Genomic DNA, 24,503 nt, shown 5'->3' with positions numbered 1-24,503 from the left:
TTTTATTTCTTCCAGAAATCGTCATAAACAGTGATTGGTAGATGACGTTTATGCTCTGTTTTAAGGAAATGTGCTTGAATTTTCTCTGCTGCTTCTTTTCCTACGTCTTTTCCTTCTAGATAATCGTCAATTTGATCATATGTGACACCAAGTGCTTCTTCATCAGGAAGCTGTGGGCGATCTTCTTCAAGATCTGCTGTTGGTTTCTTATTATAAAGATGCTCTGGACAGCCTAGCTCTTTTAAAAGCATCTTACCTTGACGTTTGTTTAAACGAAATAGCGGGACAAGATCCGCGCCACCGTCACCATATTTTGTATAGAAACCTGTTACAGCTTCAGCAGAATGATCTGTTCCAATTACAACTCCGCTATACATACCCGCAATTGTATATTGAGCAATCATACGCTGCCTTGCCTTCACATTCCCTTTGTTAAAGTCAGAAACTGAATCACCAGTATCTGTTTCAACAGCAACAAGCATTTGATCAACAGCGCCTTTAATATTCACTGTCACTGTACGGCTAGGTTGAATAAATTTAAGCGCATCTTGACAATCTTTTTCATCCATTTGTGTTCCGTACGGAAGACGAACTGCAATAAATTCATACTTTCCTTCTCCAACCTCTTCATTGAGCTCGTCTACTGCCATCTGAGCAAGCTTTCCTGCTAATGTAGAGTCTTGTCCACCAGAGATTCCTAAGACAAATGTTTTTAAAAAGTCGTATTGTTTCATATAGTCTTTTAAAAAGTCTACACTCTTACGAATTTCTTCTTGTACATCAATAGATGGTTTTGTATTCATTTCTTCAATAATACGTTTTTGTAAATCACTCATAGTTTTCTTAACTCCCCTTCCAGCTTTTCACGATAGTTCTTATTAATGTTCCCTATTTCTTTTGTAACACATTGGAAAGTTTTTTAAACTCATTAACGTGTTTGCATGACTCTTGTCGCTTCTCTGCGCGTTTCCTCAATATTGTGCATTTTGTTCTGCCAACATTCTGTGCTTAAATCAACAGGATATTCTGTTGGTCTTGATACATCTTCATCTGATTTTGAGATAATTTTATAATCGTCCCACAAATATTGGAGGTTCTGCAGACAGTATGCTCTCATTTGTTCAATGGACGGCTCTTTATAAACAAGCTCCCCTCCAGCAAAGATGTTTTGATGAATGTTTGTTGCTCTAAAGTCTGTAACATATTTACTTACATGCGTATGTACAGGATGGAACATTTTTAAATGATCTTCTTCGTTTGGCTTTTCATTTTCCATTGCAATGTAATCGCCTTCCCATTTTCCATTCATCGTATTTGCAATACGATATACGCTTTTTAAACCTGGGGTTGAAATTTTCTCTGGGTTTTCTGACAGTTTAATTGTATCTACCATATTCCCGTTTTCATCTTCAATTGAAACAAGCTTATATACAGCTCCTAATGCGGGCTGTTGATAAGAGGTAATCAGCTTTGTTCCAACCCCCCAGCCATCAATCTTAGCTCCTTGAGCTTTTAAATCTGTGATGGAATACTCATCAAGATCGTTTGAAGCAAAGATTTTCGCATTTGGAAACCCTGCTTCATCAAGCATTGCTCGGGCCTGTTTAGACAAATATTGAAGCTTTCCACTATCAAGACGGATGCCAATAAAGTTAATACGGTCACCCATTTCTTTTGCAACGCGAATAGCGTTTGGCACGCCAGAGCGGAGCGTATTATATGTGTCAACTAAAAATACGCAGTCTTTGTGCGTTTCAGCATAATGTTTGAAAGCCTCATACTCATTACGATACACTTGAACAAGGGCATGTGCGTGAGTACCTGAAACAGGGATGCCGAAGATCTTTCCTGCGCGCAAATTACTTGTTGAATCAAACCCACCAATATAGGCTGCTCTTGTTCCATAAAGAGCGGCATCTAATTCATGGGCCCGTCTTGAGCCAAATTCCATAAGCGCTGGCGCATTTTCTCCTTCAATAAGCGTATCTGCTCCCACAGCTAACCTGATGCGTGATGCTTTTGTCGCAATAAGGGGATGGAAGTTTAAAATATTAAGAAGCGGCGTTTCGATAAGCTGTCCTTGTAAAAGAGGAGCATCAATTCGCATAATTGGCTCATTGGCAAAAATAATCTCTCCTTCTACAACAGACTGAACGTCCCCAGAAAAACGTACGCCCTTCAAATAATCAATAAACTCTTCCTCAAATCCTAGTACATTATATAGATAATCAAGATCTGTCTCACTAAAACGAAAATTTGCTAAATAATCGATTACGCGTTCAAGACCCGCAAAAACCGCATATCCTCCCCCAAAAGGCATTTTGCGGAAAAACGTTTCAAAAACAGCTCGACGATTGTGCATGTTGTTTTTGAAATACGATTTCGCCATATTAATTTCATATAAATCTGTATGAAGTGCTAAACTATCATCCTGGTAGCATTTACCCATTTCCTGTTCCTCCACCGACAATTGGTTATTTTCGTTCACATAATTCATGGTGAGTGCAACCTATTTCCTCTATAATTAGAAGAATGTTAAACTTGCTACTATATAAAAAAGCTGAACTCTTTTTAAATCGAACTAATTCTATTATTTTTCCCACCTGCTATTTTACTTCTCCTCAACAACATTTTCTAGTAAAACAGCTTCAACACTCATTAAATGAGAAATCATTAAATCTTGGGCTCGCCTAACATCCATTGCTTCAATAGCCTTATAAATTTGCATATGCTCATCATAAAGGCGCTGAGAAGTGGTTTCTTTAGAATACAGCCATACTCTCCTTGTTTCCCTCATTGATTGAAGCATCATTTCCCCTACATTGTTCATAAGTCCTACTAAAAGGGGGTTTTGAGAAGCTTTCGCAACAGCGAGATGAAATTGAAAATCAGCTTTCTCACCAAGTTCCTCATCACCAACAGAATTCATCATTTTTTCTAATATGTTTTTCATATTTATTAAATCTTCTTCTGTTCGCTTTGATGCTGCAGCCCCTGATGCCCCAACTTCTAGCACTTTTCGAACTTCTAGCAAGTTTTCAATATCTTCTTTCTTCATAAGAACGGCTGTTGTAATAGGGAGAGAAATCATAGATGGATCAAATTCCCTTACAAAGGTGCCTTCGCCTTGTCTCATTTCAATAAGTCCCATTGCTCTTAATGCACTTAGTGCTTCGCGAATAGCAGAACGGCCAACTTGAAAGTTTTCAGCAAGCTGCCATACAGAATCTAACTTATCACCAGGTTTCAAATCCCCATTTTTTATATTTAAAAGCAGCTCTTCTGCTACTTGTTCATAAATTTTCCTTGGTTTAATTTTCTTATATTCCAAAGCCGTCACCTCTGCCTTGTTACTGCCCTTATTGTAACGAAAACATGTCGATCATACAATCACCACTTAAAGTAAGAAGGAAAGATGATTGCACGTATAGAAAACCTCGTTACAAGGCTAAAATGTGATAAAATGAACTATTGATAGGAATTAGTTTACCATTTGTTAACGCGAATTTCACCCTAATTCTAAGGAGGAGTTTCTTTCTTGTGAACATTATTGTCGCAACATTAAATGCTAAATTCATTCATACCAACCTTGCACTACGCTACTTGAAAGCGTACGCAGAGCCTGATTATACTGTGGAAATGGCTGAATATACGATTAAAGATCCTCCAATGAACATTGTGACTGATCTTTACCAAAAGAAACCTGATATTATCGGATTCAGCTGCTACATTTGGAATATTGAAGAAACAATTAAAGTAATAAGCATGATTAAAAAAATTAGTCCCCACACCAAAATTATTTTAGGGGGTCCTGAAGTAACCTATGATGTTACATATTGGCTTGATCGACTTTCTGATGTTGATTTTATTGTTATTGGTGAAGGAGAAAAAACGTTTAAACATCTTCTTGATGAAATTCATGGGCAAGAAAACTTCACAGATGTGAGCGGTATTGCATTCAAAAAGAATGGAAGCTACCATATAAGCCCACAGCGTAATAAAGTAGATTTGCGTGAAATGCCTTCTCCATACCGGTTTGAAGAAGATATTAAAAATCTTTCAAAACGCGTCGTGTACATTGAGACAAGCCGTGGTTGCCCCTTTAGCTGTCAGTTTTGTCTTTCTTCTATTGAAGTTGGCGTGCGCTACTTTGATCGAGAAAAAGTGAAAGACGATATTCGTTATCTCATGAAAAATGGTGCCAAAACGATTAAATTCGTAGACCGTACCTTTAACATTAGCAGAAGCTACGCAATGGAAATGTTCCAGTTTTTAATTGATGAGTATATCCCCGGAACAGTTTTCCAATTTGAAATAACGGCAGATATTATGAGACCTGAAGTTATTCAGTTTTTAAATGATAATGCTCCGAAAGGACTGTTTCGCTTTGAGATTGGCGTTCAATCTACAAACGATTCAGTTAATGAACTTGTAAAGAGAAAGCAAAACTTTGCTAAGCTTACAAGAACGGTTACCATGGTGAAAGAAGGGAGAAAAGTTGATCAGCACTTAGACCTAATCGCAGGACTTCCAGATGAAAATTACGAATCTTTTCGCAATACGTTTAATGATGTTTTTCAACTTCATCCAGAAGAGCTTCAGCTTGGCTTTTTAAAATTGCTTAGAGGAACAGGACTGCGCCTAGAGGCTTCAAAATATGGGTATGTGTATATGGATCAAGCTCCTTATGAAATGCTCTCGAACAACGTTCTTTCTTTTGATGAAGTTGTACGTATTAAACAAGTAGAAGATATTTTAGAAAAGTATTGGAATGCCCACCGTATGGATGAAACCATTCATTACTTAGTGAATCATCATTATGAATCCCCATTTGATTTCTTCCAAAGGTTTGGAACGTTCTGGGAGGAAAAAGGTTGGAGTCGTATTGGCCATCAGCTTGAAGATTTATTTAAACGTCTTCAAGAATACTTACTAACTGAAGATTTTCCTGAAGAAGACGTAGTACTAGGATTTATGAAAATAGACTATTTAGCAAACCAGCGCTACAAGCCAAGAAAGCCTTGGTGGCGCTCTAGTGTAGCAAAAGATCATCGTTCAAAGTATTATCAACAGATACTGAAAAATCCGCTCCTACTAGGCAAAGAATTTCAAGAAGAGAAACTTGATGAAAAGGATTTGTACAAGCATACTGTTCTTGAAGTTTTACCATTTGATTACACTAAATATCAAAAAACAGGGGTTTTAACAAAACAAAAAACGCTCGTAATGGCGTATTATGATCAAAAACAACAGAAAACAAAACTATATATGAGCACGCTTGATTCCTTCAATTTATCAAGCGTAGGATAATTAAAAAGAAGCAGCATGCTGCTTCTTTTACTTTTTCTTACGTTCGCACTCCGCTTTTCGTTCAATGCTTCCTTCATAAGGCTTCATGAAGTTATAGTCTCCAAGCTCAGGACCAAATTCTTCATGCATAGCACTTTCTTTTTCATCTCTTGAACGTTTTTCATTCTTCTTCATCACGAAAAACTCCCCTTCTTACCTTTTCGGCCTTTCTTAGAGTTACGATTTGCTGCTTTGTGGCTGTCTTCCCCACTGTACTCTGCGGAAAATTCAGTGTCTGGCATACTTTCAGTTGGAGTTTGATTGTTCGTCTTTGCTGCGTCAAAAGAAACTTTACGCTTTGGCATTTTTTCACCTTCTTTTTTAGATTCTACCTTTAGTTTGGAGCAGTAAAGAGAAAATCATAAGATGAAATAAATAGAAAAAAGCCGAAAAAAGAATCTTTCTTTTTTCGGCTTTTTTTATCCAATAATAACTCGTTCTTTCGGATAATGGAAATCAGGTTGAACACCTTTTCCTCTTAAAATAAACAAGCAAAGTAAAATCCCAACGCGACCAATAAACATTAAAATCATAATAATAATCTTGCCAATATTACTCAGGTCTCCTGTAATCCCTGTTGAAAGCCCTGTTGTCCCAAAAGCTGAACAAACTTCAAACATAATATTCACAAGCGGAAATGGCTCAAGGACGCTTAATATAATAACTGAAATCGAGCAAAGTCCAACTCCTATGATTGTTACAACAAGTGATTTTATAATATCTTCTTCATGCAGCTCTCTTTTAAAGATACGAACTTGCTTTTTTCCACGTGCGTAGTTATATATAAACAGGATATTAAGAGCAAATGTTGTTGTTCGAATACCTCCTCCTACTGAACTTGGAGAAGCCCCAATAAACATTAGCGCACTTAAAACAAGAAGAGTTGAGGTTGTAAACTCTGAAACGTCCATTGTAGCAAGTCCTCCACTTCTTGTTGAAGATGACTGAAATAGAGCATAGAAAAAACTTTTATGCCATGATTCTCCTTTTAAGAAATGATTTCCTTCAAGGAGAAGAATAGCAATCGTACCAATCACAAGAAGTAAAAGAAACATAGAAGACGTAAGCTTTGTAAAAAGCGAGAAGCGGAATTTTCGCTTTGATTTTACGTTTAGAAAAAATTGTTTAATCTCAATTAAAACAGGAAAACCAATAGCTCCAAGTGCAATAAGGAAGATATGAATCATTTGCACATAGTAATCATCTGCATATGGAACGAGAGAGTTCCCTGTAATGTCGAATCCTGCATTTGTTGTCGCACTAACAGACGCGAAAAGCCCTCTTAACAGAGCTTCAGGAAGACTGTGATAATAATATAAATAGAAATGAATCCCTAAAAGAAGAGCACCAATCAACTCAACAATAATAATGATAAATAAGATTTGTCTCATTAAGTTTACTAATCCTGATAAATTCGATTGATTTTGATCAGTCATAATAAGCTGGCGCTGTTTCAGCCCAATCTTCTTTCTTGCGATCAACCAAATAAACGTGCTCAACATCATTACACCAAGGCCACCAAATTGAAACACAAACATCAATATAAACATCCCTGTTGTGCTGAACGTATCAACTGTTGAGATGGGAGAAAGTCCTGTTACACTCACGGCGCTGATCGCTACAAAAAGAGTATCAATTGTTGCAACATGTACCCCTTGTTTATGAGCAATTGGTAGACTCAATAACAAAAAAGAAATGGTGACTGCCATTATGTAAAAAAGCACAATAATTTGTGCAGGTGAAAACTCCCGTACCGTTTTATTATATTTTCTTAATAACATGTTTTGACCTTCTTTCTTCAAACCCACTGCAACATTATTACCACACTTTCTTTCTTATTAAAAGACTTTTTACACAAATTTAAGTTACAATTATAATGTAATGCGTTTTCATAAGTAATCGTTTCGCTAACATCTATTACCATAAGAACTCAATTTCTTGTGAAGTGTAAATGGAGGGAAAAAACGTATGATTTCACCGGAAGCTAGACAACGATTTATCTCTATTGTTGGCCAAGAAAGTTATTACGATTCAAAAGCAGACCTTCTTGCCTATTCATATGATGCTACTCCTGGTTTTCAAGCTCTTCCAGATGCTGTCCTGGCCCCATCATGTACAGAAGACGTCAAAAAAATTGTAGAAGTGTGTTCTTCCTATAACATTCCAATCGTACCACGAGGCTCAGGAACTAACCTTTGCGGGGGCACCTGTCCAACTCAAGGAGGCATTGTTCTTCTCTTTCATAAGATGAACAAAATTTTAGAAATTGATGAAGATAATTTAACTGCCACTATTCAACCTGGTGTTATCACTTTGAATTTTATTACAGAGGTAGAAAAAAGAGGGCTTTTCTATCCGCCAGATCCGAGCTCCATGAAAATTTCTACACTCGGTGGCAACATCAGTGAAAATTCCGGAGGTCTTCGCGGCTTAAAGTACGGTGTTACACGGGACTATGTTTTAGGTCTCGAAGTTGTGCTTGCCAACGGAGATATCATCAAAACCGGTGGTAAGCTCGCAAAAGACGTTGCTGGATACGATTTAACCCGCCTTTTTGTTGGATCTGAAGGAACGCTTGGCATCGTTACAGAAGCCACGTTAAAGCTCATCCCAAAACCTCAAAGTAAAAAGACTGCGCTTGCTCTTTATAATGATTTAGAAAGTGCTGCACGCTCTGTTTCAAGTATTATTGCCCATAAAATCATTCCTACAACACTTGAATTTCTAGATCAACCAACCCTTCAAGTTGTGGAAGATTTTGCTCATATTGGTCTTCCTACAAATGTAGAAGCTGTTCTGCTCATCGAACAAGATGGCCCCCTCCATGTTGTAGAAAAAGAAATGGATAGCATTGCTTCTCTATGCCAAGCTCACGGCGCCATTTCTGTTGACGTGGCATCTTCAGAAGAGCATGCAGAAGCTTTAAGAACAGCCCGTCGTTCTGCTCTCAGCGCTTTAGCACGTCTTAAGCCAACAACTATTCTAGAAGATGCAACAGTTCCACGCTCACAAGTAGCGAAAATGGTACTTTCGATTAAAGAAATTGCTCAAAAATATAATATTACCATTTGTACATTTGGTCATGCAGGTGATGGCAATCTTCACCCTACTTGCCTTACCGATGAACGAAACAAAGAAGAAATGCACCGTGTTGAACAAGCTTTTGAAGACATTTTCGCGCGCGCTCTCGAACTTGGTGGAACAATTACAGGAGAACATGGAGTAGGTGAAATGAAGGCTCCCTATTTAGAATGGAAACTTGGAGAAGAAGGAATAAAAGCGATGCAAAATTTGAAGAAAAGCTTTGATCCTCAAAACATTTTAAATCCTGGTAAGCTGTTTGCTAAAGACACAAAAAAACGGGTGGTTATTTCCTCATGAATAAAACATTACAGATGACTGAAATGATGGAGCGCTTTGCAAAAGAAATGGATAGTGATGAACTTCTTAACTGTATGCGCTGCGGATTTTGTCTTCCTTCATGTCCAACATATATTGAATCAGGTTATAAAGAAACACACTCACCACGCGGTCGTATTGCTCTAATGAAAGCTGTCTCAGATGGAATGATAGAACCTGATCAAGATGTCCAGCGCTCATTAGATTTATGCCTTGGCTGCAGAGCTTGCGAACCTGTGTGTCCTTCTGGAGTAAAATACGGTCACCTTCTAGAAGATGCACGGTACATTATAAACCAAACAAAGAAAAAATCTTTCAAAGAAAAAACCGTCCGAAAATTTGTCTTCAATGAACTTTTCCCACACCAAGAGAGGATAAGCCAAGCAACTGGGCTTCTTCATATGTACCAAAAGTCAGGCCTACAAAAACTGGCTCGAAAAACCCAATTAATTAACCTTCTTCCCGAGCAGCTAAGAACAATGGAAAAAGTATTGCCTGAAGTTCCAACACGAAAAGAAATAAGGAAAAGACCTCGCCATTTGCATGCTGTTGGATATGCTAAAAAGCGTGTAGCCTTTTTTTCAGGTTGCTTAATGGATACTATGTTTTTAAAAACTAATCAAGCAACAGCAGAACTTCTGCAGCTCGCTGGGTGTGAAGTAATAATCCCCTCAACACAAGTGTGCTGTGGAGCTCTTCACGGGCACAGTGGGGAAAAAGACGGTGCTAAACAACTTGCTAAAAGAAACATCGAGGCTTTTGAAAAAGAGAACGTAGACTATATTATTACAAATGCTGGAGGGTGTGGAGGTTTTCTTATTGATTATGCTCATCTCCTTCAAGATGAAAAAGAATGGAAAAAGCGAGCTCAATCTTTCGTTCATAAACTAAAAGATATCTCTTCCCTCTTAGTAGAGCTGGACTTCCATAAAAAAGAGCTTGCCCTTCCACCTCAAATTATTACGTATCAAGATTCTTGTCACTTACGCAACGTGATGAACATACATGAGGAACCAAGAAAGCTATTACGCTCTCTCACTAACGTTTCTTATATCGAAATGGAGAACGCAGAAAGCTGCTGTGGATCTGCTGGCATCTATAATATTTTAGAATCAGACATGTCAATGCAAATTTTAGACCGCAAAATGAGCTCTGTGCAAAAAACATATTGTCAAACTGTTGTAACAACAAATCCTGGCTGTCTGCTCCAAATGAAGCTCGGTATTGAACGAGAAGGACTTAGTGATAAAATAAGAGCTGTTCACTTAGTCGATTTATTAAAAGAAGCTTTGGAATATAAAAAGCATGCTCTTTAAAGAGCATGCTTTTTGTGTTACGAACGTTTCACTAACCAATCTCCAATGCAAGGATATGTTTCCTTTACAGCTTTTGGTCCAAATACAACTGAAACATGCCCTGTATTTAGAAGCTTAAATTCTTTGTCCTTGCTAGAAATAACATTCATTAGTGATTCTACTTGCTGCGGCATTGCAATATGATCTCGATCTGCCGCAATATTTAAAACGCTTGCTTTAATTTTAGACAAGTCTACTTTTCGACCTCTTACAGTAAGTTCACCTTTAATTAGCTTGTTTTGTTGATAGAAATCGCGAATCCACTGACGATAAGCTTCACCCGGGAATGGAATACCATCTCCTACCCACTTCTGCATCAGTTTCCAGCTCTCAACAAAACGCTGATTTTCTGATCGATCCATAAGGGTAACATATGGGCCATAGAAGTTCGTAATCGGTTTAAGCATCTTATTCCCAAAATCAATCATATCAGGAGGAATATTCCCAAGTGTATCAACTACTTTATCAAGGTTAAAGTAACGTTCATCTAAGAACACACCATAAAGTCCTGTTTCTGAGAAATCAAAAGGACTAGTCATAAAAATAAGATTCTTAATTGGTAAATCATCATGTAGAGAAGCGAAGATAGACGTCATCGTTCCACCCATACAATATCCTAAGATGGACAAATCACTAGCTCCTGACGTACGCAACACTTTTTTCACTGCTCTTGGAATGTAGTCTAAGATATAATCATCAAGCTTCATATCTTGGTCTTCAAGCCCAGGAGTGCCCCAATCTAATAGATACACGTCAAATCCGCGATCAAGAAGATATTCTACAAGACTGTTCCCCTTTGTCAAATCAAGAATATACGGTTTATTGATAAGAGCGTATACCATTAAGATAGGTGTACGGTGAGTAGTTTCTTGTTTTGGCACATATCTATAAAGCTTTGCTTTATTCTTCTTCCAAATTGTCTCCTTAGGAGTTAACCCTACTTCAGGCTCGGGTTCTGTTGTTAAAATTTCCACTGCCCGTTTAAAGCGTCGAGCAGAATGTTTATATTCCTTCGGCATTGTAGCTAACAATTTTTCCATCTGCTCTGCATATGGTCTAGTTCCAATTGACACACGTACTCACTCCTTTTCATTTTTTTATATAACCTGACGGAAGACGCTATCATGTTGCAGACAACGTCTTGATGGTCACTTACATATATAAACCGCCGTTAATACTTAGCTCTTGACCTGTGATATAAGCTCCATCTTGGCATAAGTATAAAACGCCACGAGCAATTTCTTCTGCATGACCGAGACGACGCGCAGGGATTTTTGAAATAACTTGTTCACGTACATTTTCAGGCATAGCCATTACCATTTCTGTCTCAATGAATCCTGGACAAATTGAGTTTACTGTTACGCCTGTGCGTGCAAGCTCTAAAGCTAGAGATTTTGTAAATCCTAACAAACCAGCTTTCGCAGCAGCATAGTTTGTTTGACCAAATCCTCCTGCTTGTCCAATAATGGAAGAAATGTTAATTACTCGCCCACCTTCTGATTCTAAAAGGTATGTAAGGGCTGCGGAAGTAGTGTTGTAGACGCTATTTAAGTTTACATCAATAACTTTTCTCCAATCCTCTTCCCCAAGCTTCTTAAACGTTCTATCGCGTGTAATGCCCGCATTATTTACTAAAATATCAAGCTGTCCAAATGCTTCTTTTGTTTCTTCAATAAGGCGTTTAGCTTGTTCACTATAAGAAACATCCGCTCCAATAGCAACCGCTGCTCCACCATCTGCTTCAATTTGCTTTACAATCTCTTCTGCACTTTCTTTGTTGCTGTTATAGTTGACAACAACCTTCACTCCGTTTTTCGCCAATTCCTTTGAAATAGATGCTCCGATTCCTTTAGATCCACCTGTTACGACTGCTACTTTTCCCTGTAATGAAGTCAACATCATTCTCCCCTTTGTTTTAAACTAGTTGTTTTTTTCTCTTTATCTTGACGTTTTTATACTTAACTTTATTTCTTTGATGAAGATTGCTGTTGTTGCTTTGGTGAGTTTCCAGCCGGTTTTTGGGTTTTTGCTTCTCCCTTTTCAGAAGATACAGCCGTTTCTGCTCCTGCAGATTGCTTCACATTATCTTTAATAACAGACTGAATTTGTTCGTTTTGAGAAGAAAGTTCCTCTCGTAACGTTTCTGGCAACGCTTCCTGTAGTTGCTGTTGCGCTTGTAGAAGTTCCATTACTTGGTCAAGCTTTTTAATCTTTTCGTTTTGAGAAGAAAGTTCCTCCCGTAACGTTTCTGGCAACGTTTCCTGTAATTGCTGTTGCGCTTGTAGGAGTTGAACTACTTGGTCAAGCTTCTTATCTAATGTTTTCACATCAGATTTGATTTTCGTAAATTCTCGTTTGAAGTTTGGCGCATTGCTTTGCTCATCTTCGAGATTATCAAAGCGCTCTTCAAGAAAATCCACCTTTTCTTCCACATTTACAACAAGAGTTGCTACATTTGCAATGTCTTCTTTCGAAGGAATGTTAATATGTTCCAAGCATTTTGTTGTTACTTCATTAACAGCTTGCTGGTACTGAAGATTTAAGTTTAATACTTTTCCCATCCAGTCAGAGAATTCATCCTTCTTCATGTTTTCTCCTAAAACCTTTCCCCAGTACGATTCAGTTTTGTCATACATATCCTTCCATGCTAAAAACGGGTCGAATAATTTTTGCTGATCCATTTTCTCCACTCCCTTCTTTTCTCGATGATGACCTTTCCTTGAGAAAAATTGAACAATCTAAAATATGTGGAAAGGGTATATATTCATTATAGAATTCTTTCTGACAATAAACAATTCTAAATTTTTGATATATTTTGATGTTTTTTGGAGAATGTTGTCGAAACTCTTCAATTAATTGTTAAACTTCAGAATTTTTTTATTGACACACACATCATGTAGGTGTAAATTACACTTATAGACATAGAAAAACATTCCATCTACTCATACCAGCTTATTATTCTAGATTGGGGGGGTACGATGTCATCGAAAGAAACAAAACCAAAAAAAGAGGCTGACAAATCGTTAGGTGGAGCGCCAAAAAATTTAATGATTCCGTTTTTACTACTGAGTTTGCGGGAATGGAATCTACATGGCTATAAGCTTATTCAACAGCTTATGAACTTTGGATTTACATCAATTGATCAAGGGAACGTTTATCGTACTCTTCGTCAGTTGGAAAAAGACGAACTCGTAAAGTCTGAATGGGATACTTCTTCAGACGGACCAGCAAGACGCATTTATTCTATAACAGAAGCTGGGGAACAGTATTTAACAATCTGGGCTAAGTCTCTTGAGCAATACCAAAGCATGTTAAATTCATTTTTTGATCTTTACGCAAACATGTTTTTCCCTTTCAATTCTTCAAAAAAAGTAGAAAAAGAAGAAGAAAAGCAATCGAAAGAAGATTCACAGGTTTAAGGCTGTGTTTCTAGATACAATGGATCGTGAGATAGACAACTATGACTGTTCTTTTTAGATTATTGCACCTTCACGCTCCGCTTACTTTTTCATTATCCAAAGGAGGAAATACGCAATGGCAAACGTTAAGTATGATGCAGTAATCGATATGATGTGGGATCAATGGTCTAAAGGATTTAACACTCTTCTAGAAGGTAGCAAAAACTTCGAAGAATGGACGCTTAAGGCTCTTTCTGGTCAAAAGCAATTTGTTGAAAAAGCAATGGAACAAGTGGAACAAACAGATGAGCAATGGCAACAAGAACTTCAGGAAGTTCAAGCTCAAACAGTTGAAAACATCCGCAAAACAGCAGGAGAAAGTGTTGCTCAATCTTATGACCAATGGATGCAGCGTGTAAATGAAGCAATGGTAAAAATGAAGCAGCTTTCTTCTGAACAACAAAAAGCTGGTTATAATTTCATTAAACAAGCTCAAGAACAATATGAAGCATCTGTTCAACAATTTGTGAACGAACATCATAAACTTCGTATTGAGATGCAATCAGCATCTGAAAATTATATGGATCAACTTAAGTCATTCCAAAAAACATTTCTTCAATCAATTGAGCCTTATACATTAGCGAAATAAGCATTTATTCCTTGCTTGGAAAGCGATAACAGGTATTTTTCGTATTGTAACTCCTATACTATAGATACAGCCTGAGCGCTGTAAATGTATAAAAGGAGTGAACGAGATGGCTCGTCGAAATAAATTACTTGTACCGGGTGTTGAAAGCTTTCTTGATCAATATAAATATGAAATTGCTCAAGAGTTTGGTGTAACGCTAGGATCTGATACAGCAGCTCGTGCTAACGGCTCTGTTGGTGGCGAAATCACAAAACGCCTTATTGCACAAGCACAGCAAAACAACCTAAAATAATATGAATGGCAAAAGGCACAAGCAATTGCTTGTGCCTTTCATTTGCGCTATTCTTCTTCTGTTTCTTCATTTTGATTGCTATTCTCGTTTTCAGCATGAGGTGGAGGCCCTTTTGATCCAGAATGAGGCGGTACAGTTTGTTCGTCTTTTCCTTGCTGCTTAGAAGGTTCAGCTGGTTTTTGGTTCTCATCCTCAGGTGTTGAGTTTGGAACTTCTGGAACTTCTTCATTATTTGCTTCACTTTGATTTTCATTTGGCTTTGTTGGTTGAGCATTATCCTCGTCTTTTTCTGTTTCTTTTTCTTCTTCATCCTCTTCTGTTTCTTGTTTGGAATCTTGCTCTGTTTCTTCTGGCTTTGTTTCTTGTTCATCTTTCTCTACATCCTCTTCTGAAGATGTAGGTTCTTCTTCCACATCAGTCTCTTCTTCTTTACTTTCTTCTTTTTCTATTTTTTCATCTTCTTCCGTTTCTTCGGTTAACACATCATCATTATCTTCAAGTTGTTGATCTTTTGGGTCTTTTTCCGGATCTTTTTCTTCTATATATTTGCCCGCTGAGAGTCCTTTCTTTTGAGCTTCATTTCGCTTCTTAAAGGAACAATCTTTTTGAACAAATTTATATTCTGACTCCCGCCATGTCTTTGTTGAGTCTTTGACAACTTTTGAAAAGTTTTCCTTTTCTTTACTAGTATCATCTCTATAAGAAGTCGTGACAAGAATTTCCTTATCTTTATGAAGATAGCCCTCTTCTTTGCTTTTCTCTAAAATTCGATTTGCTACCTTTTTAAATGACTCATATTTCCATTTTTTCTTTAACTTTGCAATAATCTCTTTTCCTTCTTCATTATATCCTGTTAGTGAAATTACTTCGTATGAAGGATTAACCCCGATTTCAATGCTTGGGTTAATATCAATTGATACATAAGCGAACACTTCTTGTTTGTTTTGACCAAAGGGAATAAAAAATAATAAAAGAGCGGCTGCAATTACTAAGCTTGTAAAAGCCATCCTTCTCCACTTTGAATGCTGTCTTTGCTGATTTTGCTGTTTTCTTGATGAATAAAGCTTAACGGGAACTTCTTCGCCAAGCTCATACGTCGCTTTCTCTCGCTTCGCTTTTGCAAATTCACCATCAGGGGTTAGTACAACAATATACTCACGGTTTATATCCATCACAATACCTTTTTTCAAGATGTGAGCACCCCTTTTATATAGTCTTTTAAATACACGTACTCTCCTGCTAAAACTATCGTCATTGCAATAATATATTTTCGGTTGCGCTCGATGGTTTTCCGGCTAACATGGACACCTTTTTCGATTTTCCCAATTTGAAGCCTTTTCTTCAAAAAGAGCGCTTCTAATACATCAGGATGACGAACAATCCACTCCGCAACTTCCATTGCATTTTTTCTCGCCTGTTTATGCTTTGGTGTTTCATTCACAATTTCCTCCAATGAGAGACTAAAAAGCTTTAACTGCTCATTGTAGTGAATGATTTCTTCCTTTCTCATTTCTTGCTCAAGCTTTTGTGAATGGTAGTTTATCGACAAGTCTGCATCATATTGTGTACTATCATCAATTGATGGATCCTGCAGCTGACGTGAACGAACTTCTTTGCGTATATAGTCAATAACACGTCTTTTTATCACTAATTCACAGAAACTTAAGAAAGAACTTCCTTTTGCAACGGTGTATTTTTCGATAGCTTCGTGAAAAGCAATGAGACCAATACTAAATTCATCGTCTGTTTCATATATGTAGCGCTTGCACACGCTTGACACCGTTTTTGCAATAAACGGCTTATACTGTTCTAAAAGCTCGTTCTGCACAATATCATCACCATTCTGAGCCTGCATAACAAGCTCTTCTACCGTGTGTTTCCGTTTCACTCCAAATAGAATGCTCAGCATTGATCTCACCTTCTTTTCATAAAGTATTCGCGACTAATGTCCTATTTCAGGGTATATTCCAAGTAATTGTTTATTATACATTAACACTTACAAGGTGACTATACGCAAAAAGATGTGCTTTTTCCACAATCTCACATAAAAAAAGAGAGTAATGACACATGCTTTTTTACTTAGCACACTCATTGCTCTCTTTCCCTATCTTTTATAAATAACTTCCTTAAATGAAGTTAGTATGTTGCTTCTTTTTTCTGGTCCTTTTCATGTGAAGGCTCTTTTTTAGATAAGAACCATCCACCAAGACCAATTAAAACTAACACAATCCAGAATGAAATTTTCCATAGTTTTGATTCAGGGAAGTGTTCGTTAATAACCCCTAACTCTGGATGTGCCAATGTGTAAACAGCAAGTTTCACACCAACCCAGCCTACGATTAGAAAGGCAGCTGTCTCGAGACCTGGACGTGTTTTCAGAAGCTTCACAAATGCATTTGCAGCAAAACGCATAATAATTAAACCAATTAATCCTCCGAGGAAGATGATAGCAAATTGACCTCCGTCAAGTCCTCCAATTTCAGGGAAAGTTGTTGGAGGTAACGTTACTGCTAAAGCTACTGCAGCTAAGATCGAATCAACAGCAAACGCAATGTCTGCAAGCTCAACTTTTAAGACTGTAACCCAGAAACCAGATTTTGCTCGCTTCTTATTAAGCGCTTCTTCATCTGGTTCTCCATGTTCATCGCCTTTCTTTTTAACAAATTTCTTAAACAAATGGTTAAATGCAATAAACAATAAGTAAATCGCTCCAATTGCTTGAACTTGCCAAACATCAACAAGGAAAGAAATAATGAATAATGAACCAAGACGGAAAACAAAGGCCCCCGCTAATCCATAAAACAATGCTTTTTTACGTTGATCATCAGGCAAGTGCTTAACCATAATAGCAAGCACAAGTGCATTATCTGCTGCCAATACTCCTTCTAAAACAATTAAGACAAGTAACACCCAGCCATACTCAAGTAATAGTGATGTATCCAATCCTTTTGCTCCTCTCTTTTTTGCCTTTCTATCTATAGTTGCTATTCCCTACGTAAAGGTCTAAAACACATAAAAAAGACCTTTGCCAAATATGGCAAAGGTCTTGCTAAGCATATATATGCCAATACAGCCGATGAACACAATGTTCATGTAATGACGACTATATTTCAGGTTTCCCTGACGCTACTCCCCTTTACGTGGAAGGAATTTATATTTTATTATAATTTTATTCTAAATGGATATGACTTACATGTCAATAAAAAAAGATAGGCTTTTTTATTTATTCTGTTTTTTTAGACGTGAAGTCTTTTACATTGTATTTTTCATAAGCTTTCTTTCGCTTCTTTTTGATAAGAGCATAAATAACAATAAGAACGACCACGCCAATAATAACTTCCCATTTATATTCATCAAGAAGTTTGGAAGCAATCTCTTTACCTTGATCTCCGAACTTATAGCCAATATATACATAAAAAAACGTTGTAGGAAGCATTGCTAAGAAGGTATAAACGCTAAATACCCAAACGTTCATTTTCGCCATTCCACAAGGAATGGAAATCAACGTTCGAATCCCCGGAAGAAATCGCCCTGTAAAGGCAACAATTGCTCCATGCTTTTGGAAAAAAGCATCCGCTGCATTAATCTGTTTGTCTTTAATAAAAAAGAACCTGCCAAACCTTTGCAGAAAAGGGCGGCCTCCGTATCGACCTACAGCATATAGAGTAAGTGGACCTGTTACTCCTCCAATTGTTCCAGCTAAAACGGTTAACCATAAATTCATATCTCCATCTTGTACCCATGTTCCTGCTAAAGGTAAAACAAGCTCTGCTGGTACGAATTCAAATGTCAAAGCAAGCATAATTCCGAAGTAGGAAAGACTTTTAAAATACTCAATAAAATCTAAAATCATCTGCTCCATGAAGGAAACATTCACCACCTATTTTATTTAAAATCCAATATTTATCATAAAGAAAAGTTTCTTAATATACAAGCTATAAAACGAACGGGATGAAAGAAAGTTTCGCTTTTATCTTCAAATATTGACAACTTTTTTATTCTTTTCTCTATATTTTGTATAAGGAAGAAAAAAGCAACAAAGAATATAGCCAATGATAAATGCAACGGGGGATTTTATATGTTTTCATGGCTTAGAGGCTCATCCAAAAAAGAAGAAATAAAGCTTTCTGTTCCAGAAGCGCTCGAAATTCTCCATTCATCAAGTGACTTTTTACCTGTTTCAATTGGAGATGATGAAAACATATTTGTTATGTCTTATTATAAATCTCTCATTGATGCCCAAGATTTACAGGAGCAGTTCATTTGTAGTGTAAAACGCGCTCGTGATGATATCAAAACACTCGAAGATTTAAAGACATATATCCCATATGAAGATGTCACGATTACATCAGATGGAAAAAAAGTAATGGATAAGTTGCTTGAAGGCTATATTGCTTTTCAAATATATAAAGAACAAAAAGAATGTGCACTTATTAAAGTTCTGAATATTGAAGGCGGCTTTCGTACTGAAAATGATACTGAAAATGAATTTAGTGTAACTGGCCCAAAGCTTGGATTTGTGGAAGATCTTGATATGAATTTATATATGTTACGGAAAACTTTCGTAACAGAAAAGCTATCATTTAAAGAAGTTTCTCTTGGTAATTTATCCAAATCACGTATTGTCATTGTTTATGTAGAAGGCATTACAAATGAGAAGCATATTGAAAATGCAACAGAGCGAATCAACAATATTGATTTTGATGTTGTATTTGACGGCTCTCTTCTTGATCAGCTTCTTTCGGATAACCAAAACACCCCTTTTCCACTTTTCCTTGGAACAGAACGAATTGATCGTGCCATCCAGACGCTCATAAATGGTCAACTTGTTATTTTCACAAGTGGTTCACCTTATGCAATTACAGGTCCTTCATCTCTATTTGATTTTTTCATTTCACCTGAAGACTATTATTTACCTTGGATCATCGGCTCTTTTCTAAGAGTGACCCGTTTTTTTGCTGTAGCTTTTTCAATTTTTGCTAGTGCTATGTATGTTGCTGTATTAACGTTTCACTACGAAATGATTCCAAAAGACCTGCTTGGCCCTCTTGTTTATTCAAGAGCAAACGTTCCATTTCCACCTGTACTCGAAGTACTCTTTTTAGAAATTACCATTGAGCTCCTTCGTGAAGCAGGAGCTCGGTTACCTACTAAAATCGGCCAAACGCTTGGTATTGTTGGAGGTATTGTGATCGGACAAGCGTCTGTTGAAGCATCATTAACAAGTAGTGTGTTGTTAATTATCGTCGCCCTAGCAGCTCTCGCTTCTTTCACAACACCTACTTCCCGCATGTCTAATACAATTCGTCTGTTGCGTTTCCCTTTCATTATTTTAGCCGCTTTTTTAGGTGGATTAGGAATTGTGATCGGAATTGTCTTTTTACTCGTTCACTTAATGCGCCTTCAGTCGCTCACAAGTCCTTATCTTGCTCCACTATATCCGTTCCGTCCAAAAGATATGTGGGGATTTCTGTTTCGCCCACCGTACAACTTCTCAACCGCAAGACCAGCTTATTTAAGACCTCTTTCCAAATGGAGATATAATCCAAAAAGAGGAAATAAAACAAAAGATATAGACAAGGAATGAACAGGATGAAAAAAAGATCCCTACTCGTTCTTTTGATGTTTTCTATCCCCTTTTTATCAAGTTGCTCTTCCTTTGTTATTGATGATGTTTTAGTTGTTCAAGGAATAGGACTAGATTATACAAAGGACGGAAAGATTCGTGGGACTGCTCTTTTTCCTCTTTTCCGAGAAAGCACAACAGAGGAACCGAGTACAATTAGTGTTACAACTGATAATACGTATAATATTTTACAAAAAATCAATGAAAAATCGGCACTTCGAATGGTGGAAGGCCAAACGCGTATCCTTTTATTTGGAAAAGCTTATGCTAAACATAATATAGAAGAAATCATTCATAGTTTCTCAAGAAGTCCCTCTCTCGGACGGCGCGTTCATGTAGCTGTTGTGGATGGAAAAGCAGAAACAATGTTACAAGCTGTAACAAAAAAAGATGTAAAGGAATCACTTTACATTACAGATTTAATTGAACAAAACATCCATACAGAAAACTTGCCATATACAAACCTTCATGTTTTTTTCTCAAATTACTATGGAAAAGGGCGAGATGTTTTTCTTCCTTATTTAGGGGGCGAAAAAAACGAAATCAAATTGAAGGGGCTAGCCATTTTTGATAAAGAAAGGCTTGTCACAACATTAAATATGAAAGAAACGTTTTTATTTAAACTCATTCGCAGCGGCTCTAAAAATGGTCTTTATCATACATTTATTAAAGCAGAAGGAAAAAAAGGAGCGGTTGTTCTTCGCAATCTATATGCCAGACAGTCTATGACATATTCAAAAAAGAACAACTCAATTAAAGTTGATGTACACATTAACGGACTCCTAAAAGAATATCCTGCTTGGGTGAATGCGAAAGACAGAAAACAAGTGCACAATATTGAAGATCAAATTAAAAATGAACTCACCAAAAATGGAAATAGAATTGTTCAAGACATGCAAAAACTGCAAGTTGATCCAATTGGATTTGAGGATTTTGCAAGAAGCAAAACACGTCACTTCGATTGGAAGGAATTTCACAGTAATTATCCAGACATGGATATTAAAGTAAACATCGATGTAAAGCTTACTCAAACAGGAATTGGTGAATAAAGAAAGGAGGCAATGCAACATGTCTAAGCTTGTGGATGAAAAATTTCAAGTTTCCCCTTTTCTAGTTTTCTTTCTTATTCACGGCTTTCAAATTGGGGTTGGTATTTTAGCTTTTCAACGATTAGTAGCCAAATATGCAGAGCAAGATTCATGGATTTCCCTCTTCCTAGCTTCTTTTGCAATTCATATTGTGATTTGGTTTTGCTATAAAATGCTTTCTGAAGAGCAGCCTGACATCATTTCTGTTCATCAGTTTTTATTTGGAAAATGGATAAGCAAACTATTAGATTTTGCTTTTTTGGTCTATATTTCCCTCATTTGTTTAACTATCTTTCGAACTTATATAGAAGTATTGCAATTATGGATGTTTCCACTTCTTCCAACTTGGGTCCTTTCCCTTGTTATCATTGCTATTACCTACTACATTCTTACTTCAGGATTTCGAATTGTAGCAGGTGTTGCTTTTTTCAGCGTCATTCTGCCATCTTTTCTATGGGTTATGCTCATTTTCCCTCTTCAGTTTGCAAATTACCGAAATTTACTTCCTGTGTGGGATCATTCTGTTCAAGATATATTGATGGCTTCAAAAGTTTTTATGTTTGAGTTTAGTGGATTTGAACCATTACTTATTTTTTATCCTTTTATAAAGAAAGCCCATAAATCTCAAAAGTTTGCTCATGGAGCAAACGCTCTGACGTTTTTCACTTATTTCGCTATTCTTCTTGTGTCACTTGTTTATTTTAATAAAGACGAACTTCAGCACACTATCTATCCTACGCTGTCGATGGCTAAAATTATTGAAATTCCATTCATTCAACGTTTTGAATATATCTTGATTTCCCTTTGGTTTCTTGTCGTCGTTCCTGGAATTTCCATTTCAACCTGGTGTTGTGCAAGGCTATGTAAGAGAAGTTTCTCTCTGCGTCCATCTCGATTTCTACCTTTCTTTTTTGCCTTTCTTTTTGCTGGAGCTCTTTTTTTTGATACCCGTTATGAAATTAATTCGCTTGGGAAGTATTCAAGTTTTGTCGGTCTTTTCCTCTTTATTTTATACATTCCGCTGCTCAGCATTTTAACAATGCTTAAGCGGAAATGGCAAAGAATGAAAAAAAAGCAAAAGGAAGCATAACGCTTCCTTTTGCTTTTTTATGAGAATAACTTTTTGTATTCCCCATATCCTTCTCTTTCAAGTTCTGATTTTGGAATAAAACGAAGCGCTGCTGAGTTGATACAATAACGTAAACCACCATGTGAAGAAGGACCATCATCAAACACATGTCCTAAGTGGGCATTTCCTCCTTTGCTACGTACCTCCGTACGAATCATGCCGTGCGATGTGTCTGTTTCCTCTTTCACAACACTTTTATCAATTGGTTTTGTAAAAGAAGGCCATCCACATCCTGCATCGTATTGATCTTGTGAACTAAAAAGAGGCTCACCTGATACGATGTTAACGTAAATTCCCTCTTCTTTGTTGTCCCAATATTCATTACGGAAAGGAGGCTCAGTCCCATTATTTTGAGTTACTTCATATTGCATTGGGGTAAGGCGATTGCGAAGCTCTTCTTGCTGTTCTTTATTGCTCCAAGCTTCTTTTAAAAATCCTTCACGTCCAGAACCTTTTCGATACATTTTGTAGCGAATTGGATGTTTTTTATGATAATCTTGATGATATTCTTCAGCTGGATAAAACGGCTTAGCTTCTATTATAGGCGTAACGATAGGTTTCGAGAATCGACCGCTTTTTGCTAGGTTCTCTTTTGACTTTTCAGCAATTTGACGTTGTTCTTTACTATGATAGAAAATAGCTGTTTTATATGATTCTCCTCGATCAGCAAACTGTCCGCCTTCGTCTGTTGGATCAATTTGTTGCCAAAATAATTCTACAAGTTTTTCATATGGAAAAATCTCTGGATTAAAAGTGATTTGAACAGCTTCAACATGTCCTGTTGTATCTGAACATACTTCTTCATATGTTGGGTTTTCTTTATGGCCGCCCGTATATCCTGAAACGACTTTTTCAATGCCTGGCTGTTCGTCAAATGGTTTAACCATACACCAGAAGCAGCCACCTGCAAATGTAGCAATATGATTGTGACTTGTCATAATTCCAGCTCCTTTATAAGCTTTGTTTTCTTATTATATCGTCTCCTTGTTCACTTTCAAAACAATATGCTATTTTCAGCATGCGCTCTCTTTTTCTCATTCATACAAAAAAGCGAAAACAGAATACTGTCTTCGCTTTTTTGGTCTATTCTTTGAACCGATCTAGTCGGTGTAAGGCATTAATAAGTTGTTGAAGTTCTTCATCGCTGATTACTTCAAATTTCTCGGTTAAATACTTAAGTTTTTTATCTCCAAACTTCTTAAATATTTCTTCCCCTTTTTCTGTTATCACAATCTCAACAACGCGACGGTCATTTGGGGATCTCCGTCTTGTAATGTACTCTTTATCAATCATTGTATCGGTTACCGCTGTAATATGACTAGCAGATACACCAAGTGCTTTTGACAGCTCTGTTGCCTTTTTACCTCCGCCTTCTGATAAAAGACGTAAAATTGCAAATTCACTGCTTGTCATTTCCGATTGCAATAGATCGTTGATTTCATAGCGGATTTGTCGAAATACGCGACGCATTGATTTTTCTAAATCAACCATCATCGTATGACGTTCCATACAATCGCCTCCTCTTTTTCATATCGTAAACTTGAAGCCCGCTTGTTACTAGCTACATCATACATCTAGTAACCATCGTTCTTTATTTAATTGTACCACTGTTATTACAATAATTCCTCTACTACTTACCAAAGGAGAAAATAAAAGACTTTTAAATAAAAAAAGACTTGATAGCAGTGCAAGCTATCAAGCTACAAACTCCATAAGTTCATAAAGAGCGTCTTCCACCTTGGGAGTTTCTTATTTGCAATAAACCCTTCTTTCTTTTCTAACTGTTCCTCTACCATTGCCAAACGTTCTTCTAGCTCATATATCTTCTTTTGTAAATTCGTAATTTCAGTTCGATGTTCTAGAACTTGGAAGGTGACAACTTCACCTGCTTTTTCTTCAATTCGACGATCATTTTCTGCGATTCTCCCCATCATACTTCCCATCTGTTTACACATCTCTTGAATTTGCGCTTCTAAGGCATCAAAATCTGTAGAACTCTGAATATGTCCTTTTCTAGCTGAAGAGCGCGGCTGAATGTTATGAGCTTCCCGAATTTGCTTAATATTCTCTTTTGAAATATCAAAATGACCGCGCTCGTTTTTAGCACAATCAATATTATAATGCCGAATCCATTTTATAACGGTTTGAGAACTAACTCCAAGTTCACGTGCAGCTTCATGTGTCTTCATATCCGCTCACCCTTTCGTTTCTTCTCCTT

At 37.1% G+C, this 24,503-nt stretch carries 25 protein-coding genes; 9 read left to right on the top strand and 16 right to left on the bottom strand.

Annotation, left to right across the window (positions count from 1 at the left end):
- Positions 1–2 precede the first annotated feature (2 nt).
- The 3 genes from nadE to BM012_RS04795 all read right to left on the bottom strand — a co-directional run bounded on the left by nadE (position 3) and on the right by BM012_RS04795 (position 3,331).
- Positions 3–836, bottom strand: a complete 834-nt coding sequence (nadE, locus tag BM012_RS04805; protein WP_061803465.1) for an ammonia-dependent NAD(+) synthetase — start codon at positions 834–836, stop codon at positions 3–5.
- A gap of 92 nt (positions 837–928) precedes the next feature.
- On the bottom strand, positions 929–2,449 hold the full coding sequence (locus BM012_RS04800) for a nicotinate phosphoribosyltransferase (RefSeq protein WP_061803464.1): 1,521 nt from the start codon (positions 2,447–2,449) through the stop codon (positions 929–931).
- Positions 2,450–2,611: 162 nt separating this feature from the next.
- Complete coding sequence (locus tag BM012_RS04795; protein WP_061803463.1) at positions 2,612–3,331, bottom strand: FadR/GntR family transcriptional regulator; 720 nt, start codon at positions 3,329–3,331, stop codon at positions 2,612–2,614.
- A gap of 209 nt (positions 3,332–3,540) precedes the next feature.
- Here BM012_RS04795 and BM012_RS04790 point away from each other — a divergent pair, with 209 nt between their 5' ends.
- Entirely contained in the window at positions 3,541–5,310 is a 1,770-nt protein-coding gene (locus BM012_RS04790) for a B12-binding domain-containing radical SAM protein (protein WP_061803462.1), read from the top strand.
- Positions 5,311–5,337: 27 nt separating this feature from the next.
- Here BM012_RS04790 and BM012_RS26285 read toward each other — a convergent pair whose 3' ends face one another.
- From BM012_RS26285 to BM012_RS04785, 3 genes are all read right to left on the bottom strand, one after another.
- The gene (locus BM012_RS26285; RefSeq protein ID WP_161939290.1) at positions 5,338–5,484 is read right to left on the bottom strand and encodes a hypothetical protein; all 147 of its coding nucleotides are present in this window, start codon (positions 5,482–5,484) and stop codon (positions 5,338–5,340) included.
- Positions 5,484–5,654: a hypothetical protein gene (locus BM012_RS26280; RefSeq protein WP_167360131.1), complete on the bottom strand. Its 171-nt coding sequence runs from the start codon at positions 5,652–5,654 to the stop codon at positions 5,484–5,486. The genes BM012_RS26285 and BM012_RS26280 overlap by 1 nt, the downstream gene beginning before the upstream one ends.
- 114 nt (positions 5,655–5,768) lie before the next feature.
- Positions 5,769–7,130: a TrkH family potassium uptake protein gene (locus BM012_RS04785; RefSeq protein WP_061803461.1), complete on the bottom strand. Its 1,362-nt coding sequence runs from the start codon at positions 7,128–7,130 to the stop codon at positions 5,769–5,771.
- 187 nt (positions 7,131–7,317) lie between these two features.
- Between BM012_RS04785 and glcD the strand changes: the two genes are divergently transcribed.
- The gene (gene glcD, locus BM012_RS04780) at positions 7,318–8,730 is read left to right on the top strand and encodes a glycolate oxidase subunit GlcD (protein WP_061803460.1); all 1,413 of its coding nucleotides are present in this window, start codon (positions 7,318–7,320) and stop codon (positions 8,728–8,730) included.
- On the top strand, positions 8,727–10,064 hold the full coding sequence (locus tag BM012_RS04775; protein ID WP_061803459.1) for a (Fe-S)-binding protein: 1,338 nt from the start codon (positions 8,727–8,729) through the stop codon (positions 10,062–10,064). The genes glcD and BM012_RS04775 overlap by 4 nt, the downstream gene beginning before the upstream one ends.
- Before the next feature lie 17 nt (positions 10,065–10,081).
- On the opposite strand, the gene phaC is transcribed toward BM012_RS04775, so the two are convergent.
- The 3 genes from phaC to phaR form a co-directional block, all read right to left on the bottom strand.
- Positions 10,082–11,143 carry a class III poly(R)-hydroxyalkanoic acid synthase subunit PhaC gene (phaC, locus tag BM012_RS04770; protein WP_040058519.1) on the bottom strand — a complete coding sequence of 354 codons (1,062 nt, stop codon included), beginning with the start codon at positions 11,141–11,143 and terminating at the stop codon, positions 10,082–10,084.
- Positions 11,144–11,255: 112 nt separating this feature from the next.
- Complete coding sequence (phbB, locus tag BM012_RS04765) at positions 11,256–11,999, bottom strand: acetoacetyl-CoA reductase (RefSeq protein WP_082802550.1); 744 nt, start codon at positions 11,997–11,999, stop codon at positions 11,256–11,258.
- Positions 12,000–12,067: 68 nt separating this feature from the next.
- Complete coding sequence (gene phaR, locus BM012_RS04760; RefSeq protein WP_061803457.1) at positions 12,068–12,784, bottom strand: polyhydroxyalkanoic acid synthase subunit PhaR; 717 nt, start codon at positions 12,782–12,784, stop codon at positions 12,068–12,070.
- A 297-nt stretch (positions 12,785–13,081) separates the two neighbouring features.
- On the opposite strand from phaR, the gene phaQ reads away from it, so the two are divergent.
- The 3 genes from phaQ to BM012_RS04745 all read left to right on the top strand — a co-directional run bounded on the left by phaQ (position 13,082) and on the right by BM012_RS04745 (position 14,442).
- Positions 13,082–13,522 carry a poly-beta-hydroxybutyrate-responsive repressor gene (phaQ, locus tag BM012_RS04755; protein ID WP_061803456.1) on the top strand — a complete coding sequence of 147 codons (441 nt, stop codon included), beginning with the start codon at positions 13,082–13,084 and terminating at the stop codon, positions 13,520–13,522.
- Between the two features lie 115 nt (positions 13,523–13,637).
- Positions 13,638–14,150 (top strand): polyhydroxyalkanoic acid inclusion protein PhaP, encoded by a 513-nt coding sequence (gene phaP / locus BM012_RS04750; protein WP_061803455.1) that lies wholly within the window; start codon positions 13,638–13,640, stop codon positions 14,148–14,150.
- 106 nt (positions 14,151–14,256) lie between these two features.
- On the top strand, positions 14,257–14,442 hold the full coding sequence (locus BM012_RS04745) for an alpha/beta-type small acid-soluble spore protein (RefSeq protein WP_019392882.1): 186 nt from the start codon (positions 14,257–14,259) through the stop codon (positions 14,440–14,442).
- A gap of 47 nt (positions 14,443–14,489) precedes the next feature.
- Here the strand turns inward: BM012_RS04745 and BM012_RS25810 are convergent, their stop codons facing one another.
- From BM012_RS25810 to BM012_RS04720, 4 genes are all read right to left on the bottom strand, one after another.
- Positions 14,490–15,632, bottom strand: a complete 1,143-nt coding sequence (locus BM012_RS25810) for an anti-sigma factor domain-containing protein (protein ID WP_061803454.1) — start codon at positions 15,630–15,632, stop codon at positions 14,490–14,492.
- Entirely contained in the window at positions 15,629–16,360 is a 732-nt protein-coding gene (gene sigI / locus BM012_RS04730; RefSeq protein WP_225985064.1) for an RNA polymerase sigma factor SigI, read from the bottom strand. The genes BM012_RS25810 and sigI overlap by 4 nt, the downstream gene beginning before the upstream one ends.
- Before the next feature lie 218 nt (positions 16,361–16,578).
- Positions 16,579–17,385 carry a TerC family protein gene (locus BM012_RS04725; RefSeq protein WP_061803452.1) on the bottom strand — a complete coding sequence of 269 codons (807 nt, stop codon included), beginning with the start codon at positions 17,383–17,385 and terminating at the stop codon, positions 16,579–16,581.
- A gap of 280 nt (positions 17,386–17,665) precedes the next feature.
- Positions 17,666–18,304 (bottom strand): DedA family protein, encoded by a 639-nt coding sequence (locus tag BM012_RS04720; RefSeq protein WP_061803451.1) that lies wholly within the window; start codon positions 18,302–18,304, stop codon positions 17,666–17,668.
- Positions 18,305–18,520: 216 nt separating this feature from the next.
- Here BM012_RS04720 and BM012_RS04715 point away from each other — a divergent pair, with 216 nt between their 5' ends.
- From BM012_RS04715 to BM012_RS04705, 3 genes are read left to right on the top strand one after another with little or no spacing between them, the layout of a single operon-like run.
- Complete coding sequence (locus BM012_RS04715) at positions 18,521–20,029, top strand: spore germination protein (protein WP_061803450.1); 1,509 nt, start codon at positions 18,521–18,523, stop codon at positions 20,027–20,029.
- Between the two features lie 5 nt (positions 20,030–20,034).
- Entirely contained in the window at positions 20,035–21,117 is a 1,083-nt protein-coding gene (locus BM012_RS04710) for a Ger(x)C family spore germination protein (protein ID WP_061803449.1), read from the top strand.
- Positions 21,118–21,136: 19 nt separating this feature from the next.
- The gene (locus BM012_RS04705; protein ID WP_061803448.1) at positions 21,137–22,246 is read left to right on the top strand and encodes a GerAB/ArcD/ProY family transporter; all 1,110 of its coding nucleotides are present in this window, start codon (positions 21,137–21,139) and stop codon (positions 22,244–22,246) included.
- A gap of 17 nt (positions 22,247–22,263) precedes the next feature.
- Here the strand turns inward: BM012_RS04705 and msrB are convergent, their stop codons facing one another.
- The 3 genes from msrB to BM012_RS04690 all read right to left on the bottom strand — a co-directional run bounded on the left by msrB (position 22,264) and on the right by BM012_RS04690 (position 24,474).
- Positions 22,264–23,223: a peptide-methionine (R)-S-oxide reductase MsrB gene (gene msrB / locus BM012_RS04700; RefSeq protein WP_061803447.1), complete on the bottom strand. Its 960-nt coding sequence runs from the start codon at positions 23,221–23,223 to the stop codon at positions 22,264–22,266.
- Between the two features lie 145 nt (positions 23,224–23,368).
- Positions 23,369–23,794 (bottom strand): MarR family winged helix-turn-helix transcriptional regulator, encoded by a 426-nt coding sequence (locus BM012_RS04695; protein ID WP_064504963.1) that lies wholly within the window; start codon positions 23,792–23,794, stop codon positions 23,369–23,371.
- Between the two features lie 191 nt (positions 23,795–23,985).
- Positions 23,986–24,474, bottom strand: a complete 489-nt coding sequence (locus BM012_RS04690) for a MerR family transcriptional regulator (RefSeq protein WP_061803446.1) — start codon at positions 24,472–24,474, stop codon at positions 23,986–23,988.
- Positions 24,475–24,503: the final 29 nt, after the last annotated feature.

The organism is Priestia endophytica DSM 13796 (genome assembly GCF_900115845.1).
GTDB lineage: Bacteria > Bacillota > Bacilli > Bacillales > Bacillaceae_H > Bacillus_I > Bacillus_I endophytica.
This window is presented reverse-complemented; position numbering and strand designations above follow the sequence as displayed.